At 67.5% G+C, this 20,399-nt stretch carries 20 protein-coding genes; 16 read left to right on the forward strand and 4 right to left on the reverse strand.

Annotation, left to right across the window (positions count from 1 at the left end):
* Positions 1-27: 27 nt before the first annotated feature.
* The 9 genes from DACI_RS13905 to DACI_RS13945 all read left to right on the forward strand — a co-directional run bounded on the left by DACI_RS13905 (position 28) and on the right by DACI_RS13945 (position 8,391).
* Positions 28-2,460, forward strand: coding sequence for a heavy metal translocating P-type ATPase (locus tag DACI_RS13905; protein WP_043781455.1), 2,433 nt, complete (start codon positions 28-30; stop codon positions 2,458-2,460).
* Between the two features lie 170 nt (positions 2,461-2,630).
* Entirely contained in the window at positions 2,631-2,768 is a 138-nt protein-coding gene (ccoS, locus tag DACI_RS13910) for a cbb3-type cytochrome oxidase assembly protein CcoS (protein ID WP_013803228.1), read from the forward strand.
* 63 nt (positions 2,769-2,831) lie between these two features.
* Positions 2,832-4,268: a cytochrome-c oxidase, cbb3-type subunit I gene (gene ccoN / locus DACI_RS13915; protein ID WP_012204623.1), complete on the forward strand. Its 1,437-nt coding sequence runs from the start codon at positions 2,832-2,834 to the stop codon at positions 4,266-4,268.
* Positions 4,269-4,287: 19 nt separating this feature from the next.
* Positions 4,288-4,920 carry a cytochrome-c oxidase, cbb3-type subunit II gene (gene ccoO / locus DACI_RS13920; RefSeq protein ID WP_012204624.1) on the forward strand — a complete coding sequence of 211 codons (633 nt, stop codon included), beginning with the start codon at positions 4,288-4,290 and terminating at the stop codon, positions 4,918-4,920.
* 11 nt (positions 4,921-4,931) lie between these two features.
* On the forward strand, positions 4,932-5,069 hold the full coding sequence (locus DACI_RS13925; protein WP_012204625.1) for a cbb3-type cytochrome oxidase subunit 3: 138 nt from the start codon (positions 4,932-4,934) through the stop codon (positions 5,067-5,069).
* 27 nt (positions 5,070-5,096) lie between these two features.
* Positions 5,097-6,014: a cytochrome-c oxidase, cbb3-type subunit III gene (gene ccoP / locus DACI_RS13930; RefSeq protein WP_012204626.1), complete on the forward strand. Its 918-nt coding sequence runs from the start codon at positions 5,097-5,099 to the stop codon at positions 6,012-6,014.
* A 77-nt stretch (positions 6,015-6,091) separates the two neighbouring features.
* Positions 6,092-7,546: a cytochrome c oxidase accessory protein CcoG gene (ccoG, locus tag DACI_RS13935; protein ID WP_012204627.1), complete on the forward strand. Its 1,455-nt coding sequence runs from the start codon at positions 6,092-6,094 to the stop codon at positions 7,544-7,546.
* Between the two features lie 57 nt (positions 7,547-7,603).
* Positions 7,604-7,918, forward strand: a complete 315-nt coding sequence (locus DACI_RS13940; protein WP_012204628.1) for a FixH family protein — start codon at positions 7,604-7,606, stop codon at positions 7,916-7,918.
* Positions 7,919-8,097: 179 nt separating this feature from the next.
* The gene (locus DACI_RS13945) at positions 8,098-8,391 is read left to right on the forward strand and encodes a hypothetical protein (protein WP_012204629.1); all 294 of its coding nucleotides are present in this window, start codon (positions 8,098-8,100) and stop codon (positions 8,389-8,391) included.
* Between the two features lie 81 nt (positions 8,392-8,472).
* Here DACI_RS13945 and fnr read toward each other — a convergent pair whose 3' ends face one another.
* Positions 8,473-9,192, reverse strand: coding sequence for a fumarate/nitrate reduction transcriptional regulator Fnr (gene fnr, locus DACI_RS13950; RefSeq protein WP_043781458.1), 720 nt, complete (start codon positions 9,190-9,192; stop codon positions 8,473-8,475).
* A gap of 162 nt (positions 9,193-9,354) precedes the next feature.
* Here fnr and hemN point away from each other — a divergent pair, with 162 nt between their 5' ends.
* From hemN to DACI_RS13970, 4 genes are all read left to right on the forward strand, one after another.
* The gene (gene hemN / locus DACI_RS13955; protein WP_012204631.1) at positions 9,355-10,737 is read left to right on the forward strand and encodes an oxygen-independent coproporphyrinogen III oxidase; all 1,383 of its coding nucleotides are present in this window, start codon (positions 9,355-9,357) and stop codon (positions 10,735-10,737) included.
* A gap of 5 nt (positions 10,738-10,742) precedes the next feature.
* Positions 10,743-11,459, forward strand: coding sequence for a sulfite exporter TauE/SafE family protein (locus DACI_RS13960; protein WP_012204632.1), 717 nt, complete (start codon positions 10,743-10,745; stop codon positions 11,457-11,459).
* Positions 11,460-11,528: 69 nt separating this feature from the next.
* The gene (locus tag DACI_RS13965) at positions 11,529-12,875 is read left to right on the forward strand and encodes an HD-GYP domain-containing protein (protein ID WP_012204633.1); all 1,347 of its coding nucleotides are present in this window, start codon (positions 11,529-11,531) and stop codon (positions 12,873-12,875) included.
* The gene (locus tag DACI_RS13970) at positions 12,872-15,358 is read left to right on the forward strand and encodes a bifunctional diguanylate cyclase/phosphodiesterase (RefSeq protein WP_012204634.1); all 2,487 of its coding nucleotides are present in this window, start codon (positions 12,872-12,874) and stop codon (positions 15,356-15,358) included. The genes DACI_RS13965 and DACI_RS13970 overlap by 4 nt, the downstream gene beginning before the upstream one ends.
* Here the strand turns inward: DACI_RS13970 and DACI_RS13975 are convergent.
* The 3 genes from DACI_RS13975 to DACI_RS13985 form a co-directional block, all read right to left on the reverse strand.
* Positions 15,322-16,140 carry a sulfite exporter TauE/SafE family protein gene (locus DACI_RS13975; protein WP_012204635.1) on the reverse strand — a complete coding sequence of 273 codons (819 nt, stop codon included), beginning with the start codon at positions 16,138-16,140 and terminating at the stop codon, positions 15,322-15,324. The genes DACI_RS13970 and DACI_RS13975 overlap by 37 nt on opposite strands.
* Before the next feature lie 390 nt (positions 16,141-16,530).
* Complete coding sequence (locus tag DACI_RS13980) at positions 16,531-16,932, reverse strand: cell division protein ZapA (RefSeq protein ID WP_012204636.1); 402 nt, start codon at positions 16,930-16,932, stop codon at positions 16,531-16,533.
* Between the two features lie 33 nt (positions 16,933-16,965).
* Positions 16,966-17,175, reverse strand: coding sequence for a hypothetical protein (locus DACI_RS13985; protein ID WP_012204637.1), 210 nt, complete (start codon positions 17,173-17,175; stop codon positions 16,966-16,968).
* Between the two features lie 327 nt (positions 17,176-17,502).
* Between DACI_RS13985 and DACI_RS13990 the strand changes: the two genes are divergently transcribed.
* From DACI_RS13990 to DACI_RS14000, 3 genes are read left to right on the forward strand one after another with little or no spacing between them, the layout of a single operon-like run.
* Positions 17,503-18,903 carry a cobyrinate a,c-diamide synthase gene (locus tag DACI_RS13990; RefSeq protein ID WP_043781464.1) on the forward strand — a complete coding sequence of 467 codons (1,401 nt, stop codon included), beginning with the start codon at positions 17,503-17,505 and terminating at the stop codon, positions 18,901-18,903.
* Positions 18,900-19,493, forward strand: coding sequence for a bifunctional adenosylcobinamide kinase/adenosylcobinamide-phosphate guanylyltransferase (locus DACI_RS13995; protein WP_012204639.1), 594 nt, complete (start codon positions 18,900-18,902; stop codon positions 19,491-19,493). Before DACI_RS13990 ends, DACI_RS13995 begins: the two co-directional genes overlap by 4 nt.
* Positions 19,490-20,368 (forward strand): ABC transporter substrate-binding protein, encoded by an 879-nt coding sequence (locus DACI_RS14000; RefSeq protein WP_012204640.1) that lies wholly within the window; start codon positions 19,490-19,492, stop codon positions 20,366-20,368. The genes DACI_RS13995 and DACI_RS14000 overlap by 4 nt, the downstream gene beginning before the upstream one ends.
* Positions 20,369-20,399: the final 31 nt, after the last annotated feature.

A 20,399-nucleotide genomic window follows, 5' to 3' on the forward strand; every position in this document is an offset into this window, starting at 1 on the left:
TCATGCGGCCCGATTACGCTAAGAACCATGCCCCACACCACGATAGCCCCATCCAGCGAGGCGGCAGTGGCGGCGCTTGATTCAGGCCCCTCGCCCTCGCAGCAGGCCACCGCCCGGCTGCTGGATGACCCGCAGGAGTGGAGTTCGTTCGGACGGCCCGCAGGCCCCGCAACTCCCGCCGACCCTTCCAAGGAACCCACCGACTTTCCCGCCTGGGATTCGCACGTCGTTCTGGAAGGCATGCACTGTGCCGCATGCGCCCTGACCATCGAGGATGCGCTGCGCGCCGTGCCCGGAGTGGAGAAGGCCGAAGTCAGTGCTGCCACGCGCCGCGCCCGTGTCACCTGGCGCCATGCGCAGGTGCTTCCCTCCGAGTGGATGGAGGCCGTGCGGCGCGCCGGCTACCAGGCGCTTCCCGCACGCGATGCCTTTGCGCGCGAGCGCCGCCAGGCCGAGAGCCGCCGTGCACTGTGGCGCTGGCTGGTGGCCGGCTTTTGCATGATGCAGGTGATGATGTATGCGTGGCCCGCCTACGTGGCCCGCCCCGGCGACCTGTCGCAGGAGATGGAGACGCTGCTGCGCTGGGCCTCCTGGGTCATCTCGCTGCCCGTGGTGCTGTTTTGCTGCGGCCCCTTCTTCTCCAGCGCGCTGCGCGACATACGCCAGCGCCGCGTGAGCATGGACCTGCCCGTGGCCCTGGGCATGCTGATCACCTTCGTGATCAGTTCGCTGGGCACCTTCGATCCTTCGGGCCCCTTCGGCGAGGAAGTCTTCTACGACTCGCTGACCATGTTCGTCTTCTTCCTGCTGTCCGGCCGCTGGCTGGAGCTGCGCCTGCGCGACCGCACGGCCGGCGCGCTGGAAGCGGTGATGAACCGCCTGCCCGATGCCGTGCTGCGCGAGAACGCAGCCGGCCATTTCGAGCGCGTGGCCACACGCCGCCTGCGCGCGGGCGATCGGGTGCGCGTGCTCAGTGGCGAGGCCTTCCCGGCCGACGGCACCATCGTGCGCGGCCGCACCCATGCCGACGAGGCCCTGCTCACCGGCGAGTCCACGCCCGTGCTGCGTGCCGAGGGCGATACCGTCACGGCCGGCAGCTACAACCTGGATGCCGTGGTCGATGTGCGCGTGGATGGCGTGGGCGCCGATACACGCTTCGCCCAGATCGTGGGCCTGATGGAAAGCGCCTCGCTGCAAAAGCCGCGCATGGCCCAGCTGGCCGACAAGGTGGCGCGGCCCTTTCTCGTCGTGGTGCTGCTGGCTGCGCTGGGCGCCGCCATCTGGTGGTGGCCCACCGATCCCGGCAAGGCCATGATGGTGGCGGTGGCCGTGCTCATCGTCACCTGCCCCTGCGCGCTGTCGCTGGCCACGCCCGTGGCCATGCTCACTGCCGCCGGCACGCTGGCGCGCAGCGGCGTGCTGGTGCGCAACCTGCAGGGCCTGGAGGCGCTGGCCGCCGTGGACACCCTGGTGTTCGACAAGACCGGCACGCTCACGCGCGATGGCCTGGCCCTGTCGTCCTTCGAGCCTGCTGCGGGCGAAGACGCCGACGAAGTGCTGGCACTGGCGGCGCTGCTGGCGCGCCAGTCCATCCACCCGGCCTCGCGCGCCATTGCGCAGGCCGGTGCCGATGCCGCCACCGACTGGAAGCTGGACACCATGCAGGAAATGGCCGGCCTGGGCCTGGACGCCTGGGTGCAGCGCGCCGGCGCGCGCCGCCATCTGCGGCTGGGCTCGGCCCTGCACGCAGGCCTGGCCGGGGAGCAGCCCGTGCAGGGTGTGCTGCTGGCCGAGGAGACCTCGCAGGGCTGGCACACGCTGGCCCGCTTCGTCCTCAGCGAGGACGTGCGGCCCGAGGCCGCAGCCGTGGTGCAGGCGCTGCACCGGCATGGCGTACAGGTGATGCTGCTGTCCGGCGACCGCGAGGACGCGGCCCGCGCCATGGCGGCGCGCGTGGGCATCACCCAGGCCGAAGGCGGCTGCAGCCCGCAGGACAAGCTGGAGCGCCTGCAGCAGGCGCAGGCTGCCGGCCACCACGTGGCCATGGTGGGCGACGGCCTCAACGACGGCCCAGTTTTAGCTGGAGCGCATGTCTCTTTTGCGTTTGGTAGAGCAGTGCCCCTGGCACAATCGCGCGCAGATTTCGTTGTTCTGGGTGACAGCCTGGAACTGGTACTCCAGGCATGCCTGTTGTCGCGCCGCACGCTGCAGGTGGTGCGCCAGAACATGGCCTGGGCAGCCGCTTACAACGCGGTGTCGATTCCGCTGGCCCTGGCGGGCTTCATGCCTGCCTGGGTGGCCGGCCTGGGAATGGCACTGAGTTCGCTGCTGGTGGTGATGAATGCCGCGCGCCTTGCGCGCAGCCTGCCACTGGCTGCAACGAATCACACGGGCACGCCTGCTGCGCCCGCAGCGTCCGTCGCGATGAAGACGGGCTCCACCGCAACGGTGGGGAGGTAGAACTTGAAACACCCCCTGAGCGGCTGCGCCGCTTCCCCCTCTCTTTCTCGCTTCGCGAGGGAGGGGGACGGCGCCCTCGCTGCGGGGCGGCCCTTGCTCGGCGCCCTTTGTTGGCGGGGCGCCGGTGTTGGGCGCAGTGGGTGGCGCGTCAGCGCCACGGGGAACTGACCATGGATATTTTGTATTTGCTGATCCCGCTGTCGGTGGTGCTGGTGCTGGCCATCCTTGCGGCCCTGTGGTGGGCCGTGTATCGCGGGCAGTTCGAGAGTGTGGAGCAAGAGGGTGAGCGCATTCTTCGGGACGATTGACGTGGGTCAACACGCCCGGGAGCGAAGGACGTAACACTTTGATAGCAATCTAAGGGGTGCACGATGGATAGTTCAAATAAAAACGCTGTCTATTACGACGATTCCGTCGTAAGGCAGTTCTCTATCATGGCCGTCGTCTGGGGGGTGGTAGGCATGGCTGTCGGGGTGTTGATCGCCTCGCAGCTGGCCTGGCCGGAACTCAACTTCGGCATTCCATGGCTGAGCTACGGACGCCTGCGTCCGCTGCACACGAACGCCGTGATCTTTGCCTTTGGCGGATCGGCGCTGTTCGCAACCAGCTACTACGTGGTGCAGCGCACCTGCCAGACGCGGCTGTTCATGCCCAAGCTGGCCAGCCTGACCTTCTGGGGCTGGCAGATCGTCATCGTCGCCGCCGCCATCAGCCTGCCGCTGGGCTACACCCAGGGCAAGGAGTACGCCGAGCTGGAGTGGCCGATCGACCTGCTGATCGCCGTGACCTGGGTCTCGTATGCCATCGTGTTCTTCGGAACCATCGGCATCCGCAAGGTCCGTCACATCTATGTGGCCAACTGGTTCTTCGGCGCCTTCATCATCGCCGTGGCACTGCTGCACATCGTCAACAGCGCGGCCATTCCGGCCGGCTGGATGAAGAGCTACTCGGCCTACGCCGGCGTGCAGGACGCGATGGTGCAGTGGTGGTACGGCCATAACGCCGTGGGCTTCTTCCTGACCGCGGGCTTCCTGGGCATGATGTATTACTTCATCCCCAAGCAGGCTGGCCGTCCGGTCTACAGCTACCGCCTGTCCATCGTCCACTTCTGGGCGCTGATCTTCACCTACATGTGGGCGGGTCCTCACCACCTGCACTACACCGCGCTGCCCGACTGGACGCAGTCCGTGGGCATGGTGTTCTCGCTGATCCTGCTGGCGCCCAGCTGGGGCGGCATGATCAACGGCGTGATGACGCTGTCGGGCGCATGGCACAAGCTGCGCGACGACCCCATCCTGCGCTTCCTGATCGTGTCGCTGTCGTTCTACGGCATGTCCACGTTCGAAGGTCCGATGATGTCCATCAAGACCGTCAACGCGCTGTCGCACTACACGGACTGGACCGTGGGCCACGTTCACTCGGGCGCCCTGGGCTGGGTGGGCCTGATCACCATGGGCTCGCTGTACTACCTGATCCCGCGCCTGTTCGGCAAGACCAAGATGCACTCGGTGGGCGCCATCGAACTGCACTTCTGGATGGCCACCATCGGCATCGTGCTGTACATCGCCGCGATGTGGATCGCCGGTGTGATGCAGGGCCTGATGTGGCGCGCCGTCAATCCCGATGGCACGCTGACCTACACCTTCGTCGAAAGCGTCAAGGCCAGCTATCCGTTCTACGTGATCCGCGTGGCCGGTGGCCTGCTGTACCTGGGCGGCATGCTGGTCATGCTGTGGAACACCTGGAAGACCGCGATCTCGGGCCGTTCGGTGAAGGTGGCCGTGCCTGCCGTCGTGGCCCACGCCTGAGCGTCTAGGAGCATTACTCATGTCCGATCACAACAATAGCGCTCCCAAGAGCTTTTCCCACGAGAAGGTGGAAACCAACAATTTCCTGCTGATCGTGCTGACCCTGCTGGTGGTCGCCGTCGGCGGCATGGTGGAAATCGTTCCGCTGTTCTTCCAGAAGTCGACCACGGAAGCGGTGGCGGGCCTCAAGCCCTACACGCCGCTGCAGCTGATGGGCCGCGACGTCTATCTGCGCGAGGGCTGCTACAACTGCCACTCGCAGATGATCCGCCCCTTCCGCGCCGAGACCATGCGCTACGGCCACTACTCGGTGGCTGGCGAGTTCGTCTATGACCACCCCTTCCAGTGGGGTTCCAAGCGCACGGGTCCCGACCTGCACCGCGTGGGCGGCAAGTACAGCGACGAATGGCATCGCATCCACCTGAACAACCCGCGCGACGTGGTGCCCGAGTCCAACATGCCTGCCTACACCTGGCTGGAAAAGAACAAGGTGGATGACACCGTGGTCGCCCAGCACATGAGCGCGCTGCGCAAGGTGGGCGTGCCCTACAGCGACGAGGAAATCAGCGGCGCTGCCGAGCAGGTCAAGGGCAAGACGGAAATGGACGCCGTCATCGCCTACCTGCAGGTCCTGGGCCGTTCGGTCAAGTAAAGGAGAGCGACATGGACATCACCACCATGCGCATCGTGGCCACGCTGGCCTCGCTGGCCTGCTTCATCGGCATCTGGTGGTGGGCGTTCGCCCGCCGCAACCAGGCCCGTTTCGACGAGGCCGCCCAGCTGCCGTTCGAGCAAGACTGAGTCCCTCCACCAGAACGAGAACTTCCCATGAGCGATTTCGTAAACAACTTCTGGTCGATCTATGTCACGGCGATCACGCTGGGCGGCATCATCGGCTGCCTGCTGCTGCTGTATCTCACCGCACGCAAGAAGGTGGTCCCCTCGGCCGACAACACCACGGGCCACGTCTGGGACGAGGACCTGCGCGAGCTGAACAACCCCATGCCCAAGTGGTGGATGTGGCTGTTCATCATCACCTCGGTGTTCGGCTTCGCCTACCTGGCGGCCTATCCGGGCCTGGGCTCGTTCGCGGGCAAGCTGGGCTGGACGCAGCTGGGCGCCTATGAAAACGAGATGGCCAAGGCCCGCGCGGACCTGGAGCCGCTGTACGCCAAGTTCACGAGCATGAGCACCGAAGACATGGCCAAGGACCCCCAGGCCATGGCCATCGGCGAGCGCCTGTTCATGAACAACTGCGCACAGTGCCACGGCTCGGATGCACGCGGCGGCAAGAGCTTCCCCAACCTGACCGATGGCGACTGGCTGCATGGCGGCACGCCCGAGAAGATCAGGGAAACCATCACGGGCGGCCGCATCGGCATCATGCCGCCCATGGCCGCTGCCGTCGGCACGCCCGACGATGTGCGCAACCTCTCGCACTATGTGCTGAGCCTGTCGGGCAGCCCGCACGACTCGCTCAAGGCCTCGCTGGGCAAGTCCAAGTTCACGGCCTGCGCTGCCTGCCACGGCATGGACGGCAAGGGCAACCAGGCCCTGGGCGCGCCCAACCTGACCGATGACATCTGGCTGCACGGCTGGGGCGAGGCCGCCATCACGGCCATGATCAACAACGGCAAGCACAACGAGATGCCTGCCCAGAAGGACAAGCTGACCGAGGCGCAGATCGCGGTGCTTGCTTCCTATGTCTGGGGCATGTCGCACAAAGACGGCGCAGTCCGTCAGTAAGCACAGGGGCGGCGCTGCGGCGCCGCCTTTTTGCGTTTTGAGTTTTCAGATATTTCAAAAAAACAAAGGAACCCACCATGAAGCCCGAGAGCGGGGATGACACCGGGAAGCCTCCCCGCAAAGTCATTCCGATCACGCCGGCCACGCCTGATCCGGGCGAGCTGGTGTCGATGTTCGAGTCGGAAAAGAAGGTCTACCCGCGCTCCATCAGCGGTGTCTTCGCACGCTGGCGATGGGCCCTGGTGTTTCTCACCCAACTGGTTTTCTACGGCCTGCCCTGGCTGGAGTGGGGCCAGCGCCAGATGGTGCTGTTCGACCTCGGGGCGCGGCGCTTCTATCTCTTCGGGCTGGTGCTGTACCCGCAGGACTTCATCTACCTGGCGGGCCTGCTGATCATCTCGGCGCTGGCATTGTTCCTGTTCACGGCCGTGGCCGGGCGCCTGTGGTGCGGCTTCTCGTGCCCGCAGACGGTCTACACCGAGATCTTCATGTGGGTGGAGCGCAAGGTCGAAGGCGACCGCAGCGCGCGCATGCGGCTGGACAAAAACGGCTGGACCTTCGAGAAGGCCTGGAAGAAGTCGCTCAAGCAGTTGCTGTGGATCGCCATTGCGCTGTGGACCGGCTTCACCTTCGTGGGCTACTTCGTGCCCATCCGCGAGCTGGGCGGCGAACTGCTGGCGCTGCAGGGCAGCTGGCAGATGTTCTGGGTGCTGTTCTACGGCTTTGCCACCTATGGCAACGCGGGCTACATGCGCGAGCAGGTCTGCAAGTACATGTGCCCCTATGCGCGCTTTCAGAGCGCCATGTTCGACCGGGACACCATGATCGTCAGCTACGACACGGGCCGGGGCGAGCCGCGTGCGCCGCGCACCAAGAAGGTGGACTACAAGGCCCAGGGCCTGGGCGACTGCATCGACTGCAAGATGTGCGTGCAGGTCTGTCCCGTGGGCATCGACATCCGCAACGGTCTGCAATACGAATGCATTGGCTGCGGCCTGTGCATAGACGCCTGCAATTCCATCATGGACAAGATGGAGTACCCGCGCGGCCTGATCCGCCTGACCACGCAGAACGCCATGGCCGGCCTGTGGCGGCGTGCCCAGGTGCTGCGCCGCATCTTCCGTCCGCGCGTGCTGATCTACTCGGCCGTGCTGATCGGCTTGAGCGTGGCCATGATCGTGAGCCTGGCGCTGCGCCAGTCGGTCAAGGTGGACGTGATCCGCGACCGCGCCTCGCTGTCGCGCATCGTGGCGGGCGGCAAGCTGGAGAATGTCTACCGCCTGCAGATCATGAATGCCACCGAGCAGGCCCAGCGCTACCGCATCAGCGCCCATGGCCTCGATGGGCTGGAGCTGGCGTCCGAGCAGGAAGTCGAGGTCGGCCCGGCCGAGACGCGCGGCATTGCGGCGCGCCTGCAGATTCCCTACGGTTCGGCCGAGCCGGGCTCGCACACCGTATTCTTCGATATTGATGCCGTGCATTCTGGCGCGGGACGCGCGTCCGAAAAGGCCGTCTTCCTGGTGCCCCGGTGATGTTCCTGGCAGGCGCGGCACGGTCCGCGCCTGCCGCCTGAAAGAAAGAGGTTTCCCATGTCTTCCAGTCCCGCAGTGTCCGCGCCCGCGCAGGCTCCCTCGCACCCCGACGCCGGCAAGCCCTGGTGGAAGTTCGGCCATGTCTGGCTGGTGGTGGCCGGCCCGGCGGCCGTGGTGGTCGCTGCCGTGATCACGGCCATCATCGCCATCAATGGCGCCGATCCCGTGATCGACCCCGACTACTACCGCAACGGCATCACGATCAACGAGCGTGCCGATGGCGTGCGCGAAGTGCCCAAGAGCATGGCGCCCGCCGTCACCGGCCGCAACCATGCGGCCACGCCCGCGCACGATCACCCCACGGATCGCTGATCGCCGTGCACCCCTGCAAGAGGCCGCAGTCGCGGCCTTTTTGCATGGCGGATCGCATCTCCGGCATGCGCGACGGATGAGGGTTTCCTACAGGCGTGCAGGGCGCTGCGGGGCTTGGCGCCATGCGTTGGCGCGGCGCACAATGAAGGCGACCCCTCGACAGCACAAGGAGATCGCTGATGTTGGCCCAACGCTGGATGTGGATTGCCTGGCCTGCCTTTCTGGCAGCCGCCGTGATGGAGATGCTGGTTTTTGCCTTTGTGGACCCCCTGGAGCTGCATTGGCTCGGCGACCTGGGCTGGTCGCGCCAGGGCATCTACACGCTGGCCTTCTTCGCCTTCTGGGGCGTGACCATGCTCTCCAGCCTGATGACCACCATGCTGGGCCGCTCGGCCCGCGATCTCAATGACGGCGTGCTCTCCGAGCCCGAGCCCGACCCGGACCTGGCCATGCAGGGGCTGGGGCGGGACTGAGCGAGAGCCCGCCGCAATGAACAAGGCCCGCTGTCGCGGGCCTTGTTCATTGGCGGATGAATGCTTGCCGCCCTTGCAGCCTCACTGGCACTGCTGGCTGTTGACGATGCGCTTGAGCGCATCCGTGTCCAGGATGCGCAGATGGCGCTGGCGCACCTCGATGATGTTGTCGTCCGCGAACTTGGAGAAGGTGCGGCTCACCGTCTCCAGCTTCAGGCCCAGGTAGCTGCCGATTTCCTCGCGCGTCATGCGCAGCACCAGTTCGGACTTGGAAAAGCCCCGCGCATGCAGGCGCTGCACCAGGTTGAGCACGAAGGCGGCCAGGCGCTCTTCGGCGCGCATGCTGCCCAGCAGCAGCATCACGCCGTGCTCGCGCACGATCTCGCGGCTCATGACCTTGTGCACATGGTTTTGCAGGGCCGTGACCTCGCGCGACAGGTCTTCCAGCTTGTCGAAGGGCATGACGCAGACTTCGGCATCTTCCAGCGCGACGGCATCGCAGGTGTGGTGGTCGTTGACGATGCCGTCCAGGCCGATGATCTCGCCGGCCATCTGAAAGCCTGTGACCTGATCGCGTCCGTCCTCGGTGGCCACGCAGGTCTTGAAGAAGCCGGTGCGGATGGCGTACAGCGAGGTGAATGTCTCGCCGTTGCGAAACAGCAGGCCTCCGCGCTTGACCTTGCGGCGCGTGGCCACGATGTCGTCGATGCGCTGCATCTGCTCGGCATCCAGGCCCATGGGCATGCACAGTTCGCGCAGGTTGCAGTTGGAGCAGGAGGCTTTGATGGTCTGAAGGTTCATGGAGTGATAAACATCAGCGGCACACAGCGTGCCGGCGGTGACCTCGTGGATTGCGATGAGTTGGATCAAATTGTCGCAGCAGTGCCTCAAACAACTCTTGATATGAGTCAAGGACATGACCGATGTGCTGCGGCACAGTCGAGGTATTAGAGGAAAAAACCCATGACCGCTGTCACCCCAGAGCTGCTGCGTCGCTTTGACGTACCGGGGCCCCGATACACTTCGTTCCCTACCGCCGACCGCTTTGTCGAGGCCTTTGGTGCAGAGGACTATATCCTGGCGCTGCAACAACGCAAATCGAGTACCGCAGCGCGTGCCACGCCTTTGTCGCTGTATGTGCACGTGCCTTTTTGCGAGTCGCTTTGCTACTACTGCGCCTGCAACAAGATCGTGACGCGCCACCACGATCGCGCCGCCGTCTACCTGGACTACCTGGCGCGCGAGATGGCCTTGCATACGGCCCATTGCGGCAAGGGCCAGACCGTCAGCCAGCTGCACCTGGGCGGCGGCACGCCCACCTTCTTCTCCGACGACGAGCTGCGCACGCTGATGGGCCTGTTGCGCGAGCATTTCAAGCTGGAGCCGGGTGGCGAGTACTCCATCGAGGTCGATCCGCGCACTGTCAGCGTCGAGCGCCTGGCCGTGCTCAAGGAGCTGGGCTTCAACCGTCTGAGCTTCGGCGTGCAGGACTTCGACGAGCAGGTGCAGATCGCGGTGCACCGCGTGCAGCCGGCCGAGCAGGTGTTCGAGCTGGTGGCGGCCGCGCGGCAGCTGGGCTTTGCCTCCATCAACGTGGACCTGATCTACGGCCTGCCCAAGCAGACGCCCGAATCCTTCGAGCGCACGCTGGCCCAGGTCAACGCGCTGCGGCCCGACCGCATCGCGCTCTATGCCTATGCCCACCTGCCTGAGCGCTTCAAGCCGCAGCGGCGCATTGCGGCCGAGGACCTGCCCCAGGGGGCCGACAAGCTGGCCATGCTGTCGCGTTCCATCGCCGCGTTCATGGACGGTGGCTATGTCTACGTGGGCATGGACCACTTCGCCCTGCCCGAGGACTCGCTGGCCGTGGCCAAGCGCCAGGGCCGGCTGCACCGCAATTTCCAGGGCTACAGCACCCAGCCCGACTGCGACCTGATTGCGCTGGGCGTGTCGGCCATCGGCAAGGTGGGTGCCAGCTACAGCCAGAACGCCAAGACGCTGGAGGAGTACTACGACGCCATCGACGCCAGCCACCTGCCCGTGGTGCGGGGCCTGGCGCTGTCGCGCGACGACCTGGTGCGCCGCGCCGTCATCATGGCCATCATGTGCCAGGGCGCCGTGCTGTTCGAGCCCATGGAGCAGGCCTGGCTGCTGGGCTTTCGCGAGTACTTCGCGCCCGAGATGGCGGCCCTGGAGGACCTGCAGGCCAAGGGCCTGGTGCAGATCAGCGACGAGGGCTTCCAGGTCACGCCCATGGGCTGGTACTTCGTGCGCGGCGTGGCCATGCTGTTTGACCGATATCTGCAGGCGGACAAGAACCGGGCGCGGTTTTCGAGGATCATCTAGGCCCCATGCTGTTGTCGCTGCTCTGGACTGCTTTGATCATGGGGCTCGTCGGCGGGCCCCATTGCCTTGCCATGTGCGCTGCGCCCTGCGGCGTGGTCACGGGCGGGGCGGGGCAGGGCGGCGGCTCGCAGGTGGTGGCCGTGCATGGATTGCAAAGCCGGCTGTGGCTGCGCACGGCGCTGTTCCACGGCGGCCGTCTGGCCGGCTATGCCAGCCTGGGCGCTGCCTCGGCCCTGGCCATGGAGAGCCTGTCCTGGCTCACCAGCCAGACCACGGCGCTGCAGCCGTTCTGGACACTGACCCATGTCGCCGTGATGGCCTGGGGCCTGGCCATGATGGTGCAGGCCCGCCAGCCCGCCTGGCTGGAGTCTGCCGGCCGCGCCGCCTGGCGGCGCGTGCAGCCCTGGGTGTCGGCGCCGGGCGGCACGCTGGCGGCAGGCTATGCCTGGGCGCTCATGCCTTGCGGACTGCTGTATTCGGCCGTGCTGGTCGCCGCGCTCAGCGGCGGCCCGTTGCAGGGCGCGCTGGCCATGGCGGCCTTTGGCGTGGGCAGCGGGCTGTGGCTGGTGGCCGGCCCCTGGCTGTGGCGGCTGGGCCGGCAGCGCCTGAACGGCCTGCGCGCCGAATGGGGCACGCGCCTGGCCGGCCTGATGCTGGTGGGCGTGGCCGTGTGGGCGCTGTGGATGGACCTGATCTACAAGCCCAGCCTCTGGTGCCGTTGAGCAACAGCTGAGGCCAGACTTGGCACCTGGGGTCGCGGATTGGCTGCGAGGCCCTCAGAACTGGAGATAATGCCCGAATCATCGGCTTACATATTGCCGATTCCTTCAGCCTCGGGGCCGTTGCCGCGCGTGAACCATTCCGTCCTCATCGATATCCGAGACCTCCGTCCGGGCATGTTTGTCCAGCTCGATGTTGGGTGGCTGAACCATCCCTTTCCGGTCAGCAGCTTCAAGATCACCTCCAGCGCACAGATCCAGACCCTGAAATCCCTGGGCCTGGAGGCGGTGCGCTGTGTCCCGCACAAAAGCGACACCTGGCCCGCCGAGGTGCGCACCCCGCCGCCGCAGGAGCTGCCGCCCGTCGTGGCGGCCCCCGAGCCTGCACCCACCGAACCTGCGCCAGCACCGCTGCTGCTGTCCGTGCCCGACTGGCGCGGCCGGCTGGAGGACTGCAATGCGCGCTTTCAGAAGGTGGAGCGCGGCTATGTGGCCATAGAGACCACCATTGCCAGCGCGCCCGAGCAGGCGCGCATGCCCACCGAGGCCCTGGTCGATGGCTGCCTGGCCGAACTGGCGGGCCCGCAGGACGTGGCCATTCACCTGCTGTCCGATGGCGTGGGCAGCAGCCAGAGCGTGCATGCCGTCAACGTGACCGTGCTCAGCCTGCTGCTGGGCCGGGCCCTGGGCCTGCAGGAATCGCTGCTGCGCGACCTGGGCCTGGCGGCGCTGCTGCATGACGCGGGCAAGCCCGTGGCCGGTGTCGAAGGCATGCACGGCCTGGCCCTGGAGCCTTCCGTGCCCGACGCCCTGCGCGAGCGCTACGAGCGCCATGTGGGCGAATCCGTGGCCATTGCCATGCGCATGGGCCTGTCGGCCCAGGTCACCACGGCCATCGCCCAGCACCATGAATGGGCCGACGGCACGGGGTTCCCGCTGAGCCTGGTGGCCGAGGACATGGAGCTCACGGGCCAGATCCTGGCCCTGGTCAACAGCTACGACCGCCTGTGCAATCCCGGCGATGCACAGACGCCGCATACGCCGCACGAGGCCCTGTCCATGCTGTTCAGCCGGCTGCGCGACAAGTTCGCCGCGCCCGTGCTCAATGGCTTCATCCGCATGATGGGTGTGTTCCCCCCGGGCTCGGTGGTGGAGCTGACCGACGGGCGCCATGCCATGGTCATGTCCGTGAATGCATCACGCCCGCTCAAGCCCTCGGTGATGGTGCACGATGCCGGCGTGCCGGCCGCGCAGGCGCCTGTGCTGGCGCTGGAGCTGTTTCCCGAGCTGGGCATACGCCGGGGAGTGGCGCCCGCGCAGCTGCCGCGCGATGCGCTGGACTACCTGTCGCCGCGCCGGCGTGTCTGCTATTACTTTGAACGGGCGGTGGAGTTGGATCCACCGAAGGTGGCGTCTTGAACAAGCAAGCGCTCAACCGCGCCTGGCCTCGCCTGCTCGATGCACTGCAGGAGGCCCTGTGGCTGATCGATGCGCGCACCCTGAAGGTGCTGCGCGCCAACGCCGCCAGCGAATCCGTCACCGGCTATGAGGCCGATGCGGCCCCGGGCCTGCCCGTGCAGGTGCTGGCCGCCACGCCGCAGCAGCAGGCTTTCTGGAGCGATCCCTTCAACTGGCAGGCCGGAGCCCAGTTCATTGCCGAGGTGCGCCGCGCCGACGGCCAGCTGGCGCCCGTGGAGATGCGCGTGCGCGCGCTCGACGGCGAGGTGCTGCTGGTCAGCATGCTGGACCGGCGCGAGCAGGCCTTGCACGAGGCCGAGTTCGAGAGCCTGCTGGGCGAGCTGCGTGCCACGCTGGAGTCCGCGGCCGACGCCATCCTGGTCTGCGATCCCGATGGCCGCATCCGCGCCTTCAACCACCGCTTTGCCACGCTCTGGGGCATTCCCGAGGCGCTGCTGGTGCGCCGCAACGACGTGGCCATCCTCGACCACCTGGCCAGCCAGGTGCGCGATGCCGAATCCTATGCGCGCCAGTTGAAGCTGCTGTCGGCCCAGCCCCTGATGGAGGCGGCCGACGTGCTGGACCTGCGCGACGGACGCATCCTGGAGCGCCGCGCCGTGCCCCAGCTGCGCCGGGGCCTGCCCATGGGGCGGATCTTTTCCTTTCGCGACATCACGGCCGAGGCCCAGACCCAGGCGGGCCTGGAGCTGGCCGCGCGCGTCTTCGAATCCAGCCTGGACGGCATCTTCATCGCCGACGGCTACATGGATGTGGCCCGCACCAACCCGGCCTGCGAACGCCTGCTGGGCGGCATGCCCGTGCAGGGGCGCACGGTGGAGTCGCTGTTCGAGGCCTCCGAAGGCCAGGCCGACACCCTGGGCGACCTGGCCCGCATCCAGTGGCATCAGGGCGGCTTCTGGGAGGGCGACCTGTGGCTGCGCCAGGCCGGCGGCGCGCGCTGCGCCGTGCGCCTGTCCTGGGTGCCGCTGCGCAACGCGCAGGGCGACGTGGTGCAGAGCATCGGCTTCATGCGCGACCTCACGCAGCAGCGCGTGGCCCAGCAGCGCATTGAACAGCTGGCCTACAGCGACGCGCTCACTGGCCTGCCCAACCGCCTGAACCTCACGGAGCGCGTGGATGCAGCCATCGAGGCCGCGCGCGCAGGCGGCACGGTGTTCAGCATCCTGTTCATCGACCTGGACCGCTTCAAGATCATCAACGACTCGCTGGGCCACCAGTTCGGCGACCGCGTGCTCAAGCTGGTCGCGCAGCGCCTGAGCGACTGCATGCGGCCCGTGGACATCCTGTGCCGCCTGGGTGGCGACGAGTTCGTGCTCTATCTGCAGGGCTGCAACGCCGAGCTGGCAGCGTCGGTGGCCAGGCGCATCCTGCAGGAGATGGAGCGCCCCTTCCTGCTCGACGGCCTGGGTTTCTCCGTGCAGTGCAGCATCGGCGTGGCCCAGTACCCGGCCGATGGCCTCACGCTGGATGAGCTGATCCGCCAGGCCGACACCGCCATGTACCGCGTCAAGGAGCGGGGCCGGGGCCATTTCAGCTTCTACCAGCCGCAGATGAGCGCCGGCCTGCTGTCGCGCATGAAGCTGGAGCACGCCATGCGCCAGGCACTGGAGCATGGCCGCATGGCGGTCTACTTCCAGCCCCAGGTGCACATAGACAGCGACCGCATCGTCGCCGCCGAGGCGCTGCTGCGCTGGACCGATCCCGAATTCGGCGTGGTCTCGCCGGGTGTCTTCATCCCGCTGGCCGAGGAGTCGGGCTACATCGTCACGCTGGGCGCCTGGGTCATGGAGCAGGCCGTGCAGGAGGCTGCACGCTGGCAGCAGCAGGGCATGCCCATCAAGGTCTCGGTCAACGTGTCGGCGCTGGAGTTCCGCCAGTCAGGCTTTGTCGAGCGGGTGACCGAGCTGCTGCGCAGCTACGGCCTGACACCCCAGCTGCTGGAGCTGGAGCTGACGGAAAGCATCTTGCTGCAGGACGCCCAGGACATGGCGCTGCGCGTGTGCCAGATTGCCGATCTGGGTGTGGGCATGGTGATTGACGACTTCGGCACCGGCTACTCCAACCTGGCCTACCTGAAGAAGCTGCCCATCTCCAAGATCAAGATCGACCAGAGCTTCGTGCGCGGCCTGCCCAGCGACGAGGGCGACCAGGCCATCGTCGGCGCCATCATCAGCCTGGGTCTGGCGCTGGGCGTGGAGATCGTGGCCGAGGGCGTGGAAACGCACGAGCAGCTGACGGCCATCCACCGCATGCAGGGCCACTACTTCCAGGGCTTTCTGTGCGCGCCTGGCCTGCCGCGCGAGCAGTTCGGCGAATGCCTGCAGGCGCAGCGCGCCGGCATTGGCGCCATCGCCTACCGGCAGAGAATGGCCCAGGCCGCGAGCGCTCAGCTGCCTGCGCTCAAGCCCTTCCAGAGCATGTAGGCCGCCAGGCCGAACAGCAGCGTGGCAAAGATGCGCTTGAGCTGGCCCACGGGCAGCCGGTGCGCGGCCCGTGCCCCCAGCGGTGCCGTCAGCACGCTGCAGCAGGCCAGGGCCAGCAGGGCCGGCAGCCACAGGTAGCCCAGCGAGTATTCGGGGCGCCCCGCGTCGCCCGCGCCGGTGAAGATCAGGCCCGCCGCATTCACCACGGCAATCGGAAACCCCAGCGCCGCGCTGGTGCCCACGGCCATGTGCATGGGCACCGAGCAGCGCATCATGAAGGGCACGCTGATGAAGGCCCCGCCCGCACCCACCAGTCCCGAGATGAAGCCTAGGCCCGTACCCGCGCCGTACAGCCCCAGCGGGCCGGGCAGGGCGCGCGTGGCCGTGGGCTGGCTGTTGCTGCGCAGCATGCGAAGCGCCATGTAGCCGATGAATACGCCAAAGAACAACGCTAGGTACTTGCCGCGCAGCAGCGCGAAAACGCCCAGGCTGGCGAGCAGGCCGCCCGTGATGATGCCCGGCGCCAGGCTGCGCACGATGTCCCAGCGCACGGCGCCACGACCGTGGTGGGCGCGCAGGCTGGAGATCGAGGTGAACACGATGGTGGCCATGGCCGTGGCAATCGCCATCTTCACGGACAGATCCGGGCCGACCCCGCGCTTGTCGAGGAAGTAGGTCAGAAACGGCACGAGCACCATGCCGCCGCCCACTCCCAGCAGGCCGGCCAGGAAACCGGAGCACAGGCCCAGCAGGGCCAGTTCGAGAAACAGCAGGTCAGGCATGCGGCAGAAGGTCGGTAGTGGATGGGCGGGGAGGGGAGGGCAACAAAAAACCCGGCGCACCGTGGAGGTGCGCCGGGTTGGAATCAGGTGTCTGCAAAGACCACCGGGCCGTCATCCTGAACCGGGGTTCAGGGGGGCAAGGGCAGCCAGACGTTGGGTTCATCTAACGCGAGACGATCACGCTCGAATGGCAATGTACCAAGCCCGGGCTCATAGAGCATTGGTCCAAGGAACTATAAAGCCCAGCGGGTTTGCAGACGCCTCCATTCTACGGCGATTGGGCAGGCCCGCAATCAAGTTCTTTGAACGGCATGGGCTTTCCATTGACATGGCCGATGCCATGAAAAACGGCCTCCGAAGAGGCCGTTGGATGGACGGGAGTGCGGCGGCTCAGAGCAGCCGTGCATCGCTTTCCAGGGCCTGGTCCAGGCGCAGCACCAGTTGCTCGGCAAGGGCCTGCTGGCGCTGGCGCTCGGCCAGTTCCTCGGGGCTGGGCTCGGGCGGCAGGGACTGGGCGGCATGCTGCGAAGTGACCTCGTCATGCAGGGACTGCATTTCGGCCTGGGCCGTGGCCATGGCGCTTTCCTGCGCTTCGCGGTCCAGCACGTCGAAGGCCATGTTCAGCGCGGACAGCACGGCCACGCGCTCGCGCGAGCGGACCTTGCCGCTGTCGCGGATACGGGTCATGGCCGTGTCCACACGGCGCACGGCCTCGAGCAGACGCTCTTCCTGGCCATCGGGGCAGGTCAGCACATAGCTTTGCTGCAGGATTTGCACTTCGATCTGCTTCATGGGCGTTCGGGGCGTCGGCGGTTGCGAATGGGGTCAAGCCCCCTGGTTGGAGGGCAGGCGCTCGATCAGGGCATCGACGCGGGCCCGGGCGGCGTTGAGCCGCGAGCGCAGCGAATCACGCTCCTGGGTCAGGGCCGCCACCTGCTCGGCGAGTAGCGCATTCGTGCGTTGCAGTTCCTCGTGGCGAACCAGCAGGCGCTCCACGCGCTCTGCAATGTGGTCGAGGGAAGTCTGGGAGGTCATAGACGCTGAGATTGTAGGACGTGCGAACGAAGTGAGCGCATTCCGTGGAAGTATCCGAGGAAACCTGATAGCAGGGGGGCGTAGAAGGCTTGACGTCAGCGCCGTGCTCAGGTATTCGAGCGCAGGCGGCAGACTGTCTCACAAAATCGTAGCGCCATGTGTAGGACGCGTCTGCTTCGGCGGGGTGTAATGCGTAAGCATTGGTTGCGGGCGCGGCGCGGGCGCGGCGCGGGCACGGTGCGGATACGGCGGGGGTGCGCACTACAATGCGCCGCGTTGGCGGAGCGGCCGGTTCAAGGCAGCGTCGCACGGAGCAAACAAATACACATGAATATTGACCTTGGCCGGGGCGGGGCACGCTGCCCGGCGCTGCTGATCACTTCCACGGCCTCGGGCCAGGGCAAGACCACGCTGACGGCTGCGCTGGCGCGGCTGCATGCGCGCCAGGGGCGCCGCGTGCGCGTGTTCAAGTGCGGCCCTGACTTCCTGGACCCGCACTGGCACGAGCTGGCCAGCGGCGCGCCCGTGCACAGCGTCGATCTGTGGATGACGGGCGAGGCCGACATGCGTGCGCGCCTGCACGCCGCCGCCTGCGAGGCCGACCTCATCCTGGTGGAAGGCGTCATGGGCCTGTTCGACGGCACGCCCTGCGCGGCCGATGTGGCCGAGCGGCTGGGCCTGCCGGTGCTGGCCGTGATCGACGCCTCGGGCATGGCCGGCACCTTTGGCGCGCTGGCCCATGGCCTGCAGCACTACCGGCCCGGCCTGCGCTGGGCCGGCCTGCTGGCCAACCGCGTGGGCAGCGCCCACCATGCGGACCTGCTGCGTGCCGGCCTGCGCGAGCCTTCGCTGTGGCTGGGCGCGCTGGCGCGGGTGCAGGGTGCAGGCGCCACCTCGCTGCTGCCCGAGCGGCACCTGGGCCTGGTTGCCGCGCATGAGCTGGACGATGCCCTGCAGCGCCTGGACGTGGCCGCCGATGCGCTGCTGGCCACGCCGCTGGGCCAGTTGCCCTGGCAGGCCGAAGCCGGGCAGGGCGCCAGCTGGCAGGACTGGTCCGTGGACTTTGAACCGTGCCCGGAACCTGCCGAAGCCGTGCAGCCCTGGCTGGCGGGCCGCACCGTGGCGGTGGCGCGTGATGCGGCCTTCAGCTTCATCTACCAGGCCAACCTCGACTGCCTGCGTTCCATGGGTGCGCGGATTGCCTTCTTCTCTCCCCTGGCCGCAGAGCGCCTGCCGCAGTGCGATGCGCTGTGGCTGCCCGGCGGCTATCCGGAACTGCACCTGGACGCGCTGGCCGCCCATGCCGCGCTGCGCGGTGACATTGCCGCCCACGTGGCAGCCGGCCGGCCGGTCTGGGCCGAGTGCGGCGGTATGCTGGCGCTGTGCGAACGACTGACCGACACTGCGGGCCGGACCACGGACCTCTGGGGCCTGTTGCCCGGCCATGCGCGCATGCAGCCGCGCCTGGCCGGCCTGGGCATGCAGCAACTGCCCACGCCCTGGGGCCTGTTGCGCGGCCATACCTTCCACTACAGCCGGCTGGACACGTCCATGGCCGAGGCCGGGCGCAGCAGCCGCCCCGGCCAGGCCCCCCAGCCCGACCGGGGCGAGGCGCTGTACCGCCAGGGCAGCGTGCACGCCAGCTATTTCCATGCCTGGTTTGCCTCGCAGCCACGCGCCGTGGCGGCGCTGCTGGGCGCTGACATTCCCGCAGGCCAGGCGTCATGACCGACCAGATCTCCACCTGTTCGCTTGCGCGCAGCCAACTCATTCTGGGCGGCCAGAAAAGCGGCAAGTCGCGCCGTGCCGAATTGCTGGCCCGCGCCTGGCTCGATGGCGCCCTGGACCGCGAGGCCGCGCTGATCGCCACCGGCCAGCCCTGGGACGACGAAATGCGCGAGCGCATCGCCCGCCACCGGCGCGACCGCGCCGAGCGCGTGCCCGGCATGGCCACGCTTGAGGAGCCGCTGGACCTGGCCGCCATGCTTGCACGGCACAGCACGCCGCAGCGTCTGCTGGTCGTGGACTGCCTGACGCTGTGGCTGACCAACTGGATGATGCCGGCCCAGCCTTCCGAGGAACTGGCGCGCGGATGGGAGGGCCAATGCACGGCCTTTCTTGCCGCCTTGCAAGCTGCGCCCGGCCCGGTGATCCTGGTCGGCAACGAGATCGGCCTGGGCGTGATCCCGCTGGGATCGCAGGTGAGGGCCTTTGTGGATGCGCTGGGTGTGCTCAACCAGCGTGCGGCGCAAAGCTGCGAAACCGTCACGCTGATGTGCGCCGGCCTGCCGCTGGCGCTCAAGGGCCCGCAGCCGTGAGGCCATGGCGTCTCGCCCTGTGGGGCCTGGCGTTGGCACTGGCGCTGTCTGCGGCGCAGGCTGCCATCCGGGTCACGGACGGGCGGGGCGTTCCGGTGGAGCTGCCACGGCCGCCGCAGCGCATCGTCAGCCTGCTGCCCTCGCTGACCGAGACCGTGTGCGAGCTGGGCGGCTGCCAGCGCCTGGTCGGCGTGGACCGCTATTCGAACTGGCCGGCCCATGTGAAGACCCTGCCCGTGGTGGGCGGCGGCATGGATCCCAACATCGAGGCCATCGTCGCGCTCAAGCCCGATCTGGTGCTGGTGTCCATGGCCTCGCGCTCGGTGGCGCGGCTGCAGGCATTGGGCCTCAAGGTGGTGGCGCTGGAGCCGCGCACCCATGCCGATGCGCAGGCCGTGCTGCGCACCGTGGGCCGGTTGCTGGACCTGCCGCCCGCGCAGGGCGCCGACCGTGTCTGGTCCGCCATCGAGGCGCGCCTGCAGGAGGTGGAGCGCAGCATGGCCCCCGCGCTGCGCGGGCAGACCGTGTATTTCGAGGTCAACCGCGGCCCCTTTGCCGCCGGCGAGTCTTCGTTCATCGGCGAGACCCTGGCGCGCCTGGGCATGCGCAACATCGTGGGAGCGCAGCTGGGGCCGTTCCCGCGCATCAACCCTGAATTCGTGGTGCGCGCCGATCCGGACTTCATCCTGGGCGGCGACCGCAGCCTGGGCACATCGGGCGAGCCCTATCCGGGCTGGGGCCGCATGCGTGCCATGCAGGCCGGGCGCGTCTGCCGCTTTGTGCCGGCCGAGCTGGACGTGCTGGTGCGCGCCGGCCCGCGCATGGCCGAGGGCGCTGCGCTGATGGCGCGTTGCCTGAACGGGGCCGCACGGTGAGGCAGGCCCGCAGGCTCCAGCACGGCCTGGC

It is taken from the genome of Delftia acidovorans SPH-1, from assembly GCF_000018665.1.
Lineage (GTDB): Bacteria > Pseudomonadota > Gammaproteobacteria > Burkholderiales > Burkholderiaceae_C > Comamonas > Comamonas acidovorans.

Coding starts and splice junctions, on each gene's coding strand:
- DACI_RS13905 (WP_043781455.1), top strand. CDS start 28: ATGCCCCACACCACGATAGCCCCATCCAGCGAGGCGGCAGTGGCGGCG.
- ccoS (WP_013803228.1), top strand. CDS start 2,631: ATGGATATTTTGTATTTGCTGATCCCGCTGTCGGTGGTGCTGGTGCTG.
- ccoN (WP_012204623.1), top strand. CDS start 2,832: ATGGATAGTTCAAATAAAAACGCTGTCTATTACGACGATTCCGTCGTA.
- ccoO (WP_012204624.1), top strand. CDS start 4,288: ATGTCCGATCACAACAATAGCGCTCCCAAGAGCTTTTCCCACGAGAAG.
- DACI_RS13925 (WP_012204625.1), top strand. CDS start 4,932: ATGGACATCACCACCATGCGCATCGTGGCCACGCTGGCCTCGCTGGCC.
- ccoP (WP_012204626.1), top strand. CDS start 5,097: ATGAGCGATTTCGTAAACAACTTCTGGTCGATCTATGTCACGGCGATC.
- ccoG (WP_012204627.1), top strand. CDS start 6,092: ATGAAGCCCGAGAGCGGGGATGACACCGGGAAGCCTCCCCGCAAAGTC.
- DACI_RS13940 (WP_012204628.1), top strand. CDS start 7,604: ATGTCTTCCAGTCCCGCAGTGTCCGCGCCCGCGCAGGCTCCCTCGCAC.
- DACI_RS13945 (WP_012204629.1), top strand. CDS start 8,098: ATGTTGGCCCAACGCTGGATGTGGATTGCCTGGCCTGCCTTTCTGGCA.
- fnr (WP_043781458.1), bottom strand. CDS start 9,192: ATGAACCTTCAGACCATCAAAGCCTCCTGCTCCAACTGCAACCTGCGC.
- hemN (WP_012204631.1), top strand. CDS start 9,355: ATGACCGCTGTCACCCCAGAGCTGCTGCGTCGCTTTGACGTACCGGGG.
- DACI_RS13960 (WP_012204632.1), top strand. CDS start 10,743: ATGCTGTTGTCGCTGCTCTGGACTGCTTTGATCATGGGGCTCGTCGGC.
- DACI_RS13965 (WP_012204633.1), top strand. CDS start 11,529: ATGCCCGAATCATCGGCTTACATATTGCCGATTCCTTCAGCCTCGGGG.
- DACI_RS13975 (WP_012204635.1), bottom strand. CDS start 16,140: ATGCCTGACCTGCTGTTTCTCGAACTGGCCCTGCTGGGCCTGTGCTCC.
- DACI_RS13980 (WP_012204636.1), bottom strand. CDS start 16,932: ATGAAGCAGATCGAAGTGCAAATCCTGCAGCAAAGCTATGTGCTGACC.
- DACI_RS13985 (WP_012204637.1), bottom strand. CDS start 17,175: ATGACCTCCCAGACTTCCCTCGACCACATTGCAGAGCGCGTGGAGCGC.
- DACI_RS13990 (WP_043781464.1), top strand. CDS start 17,503: ATGAATATTGACCTTGGCCGGGGCGGGGCACGCTGCCCGGCGCTGCTG.
- DACI_RS13995 (WP_012204639.1), top strand. CDS start 18,900: ATGACCGACCAGATCTCCACCTGTTCGCTTGCGCGCAGCCAACTCATT.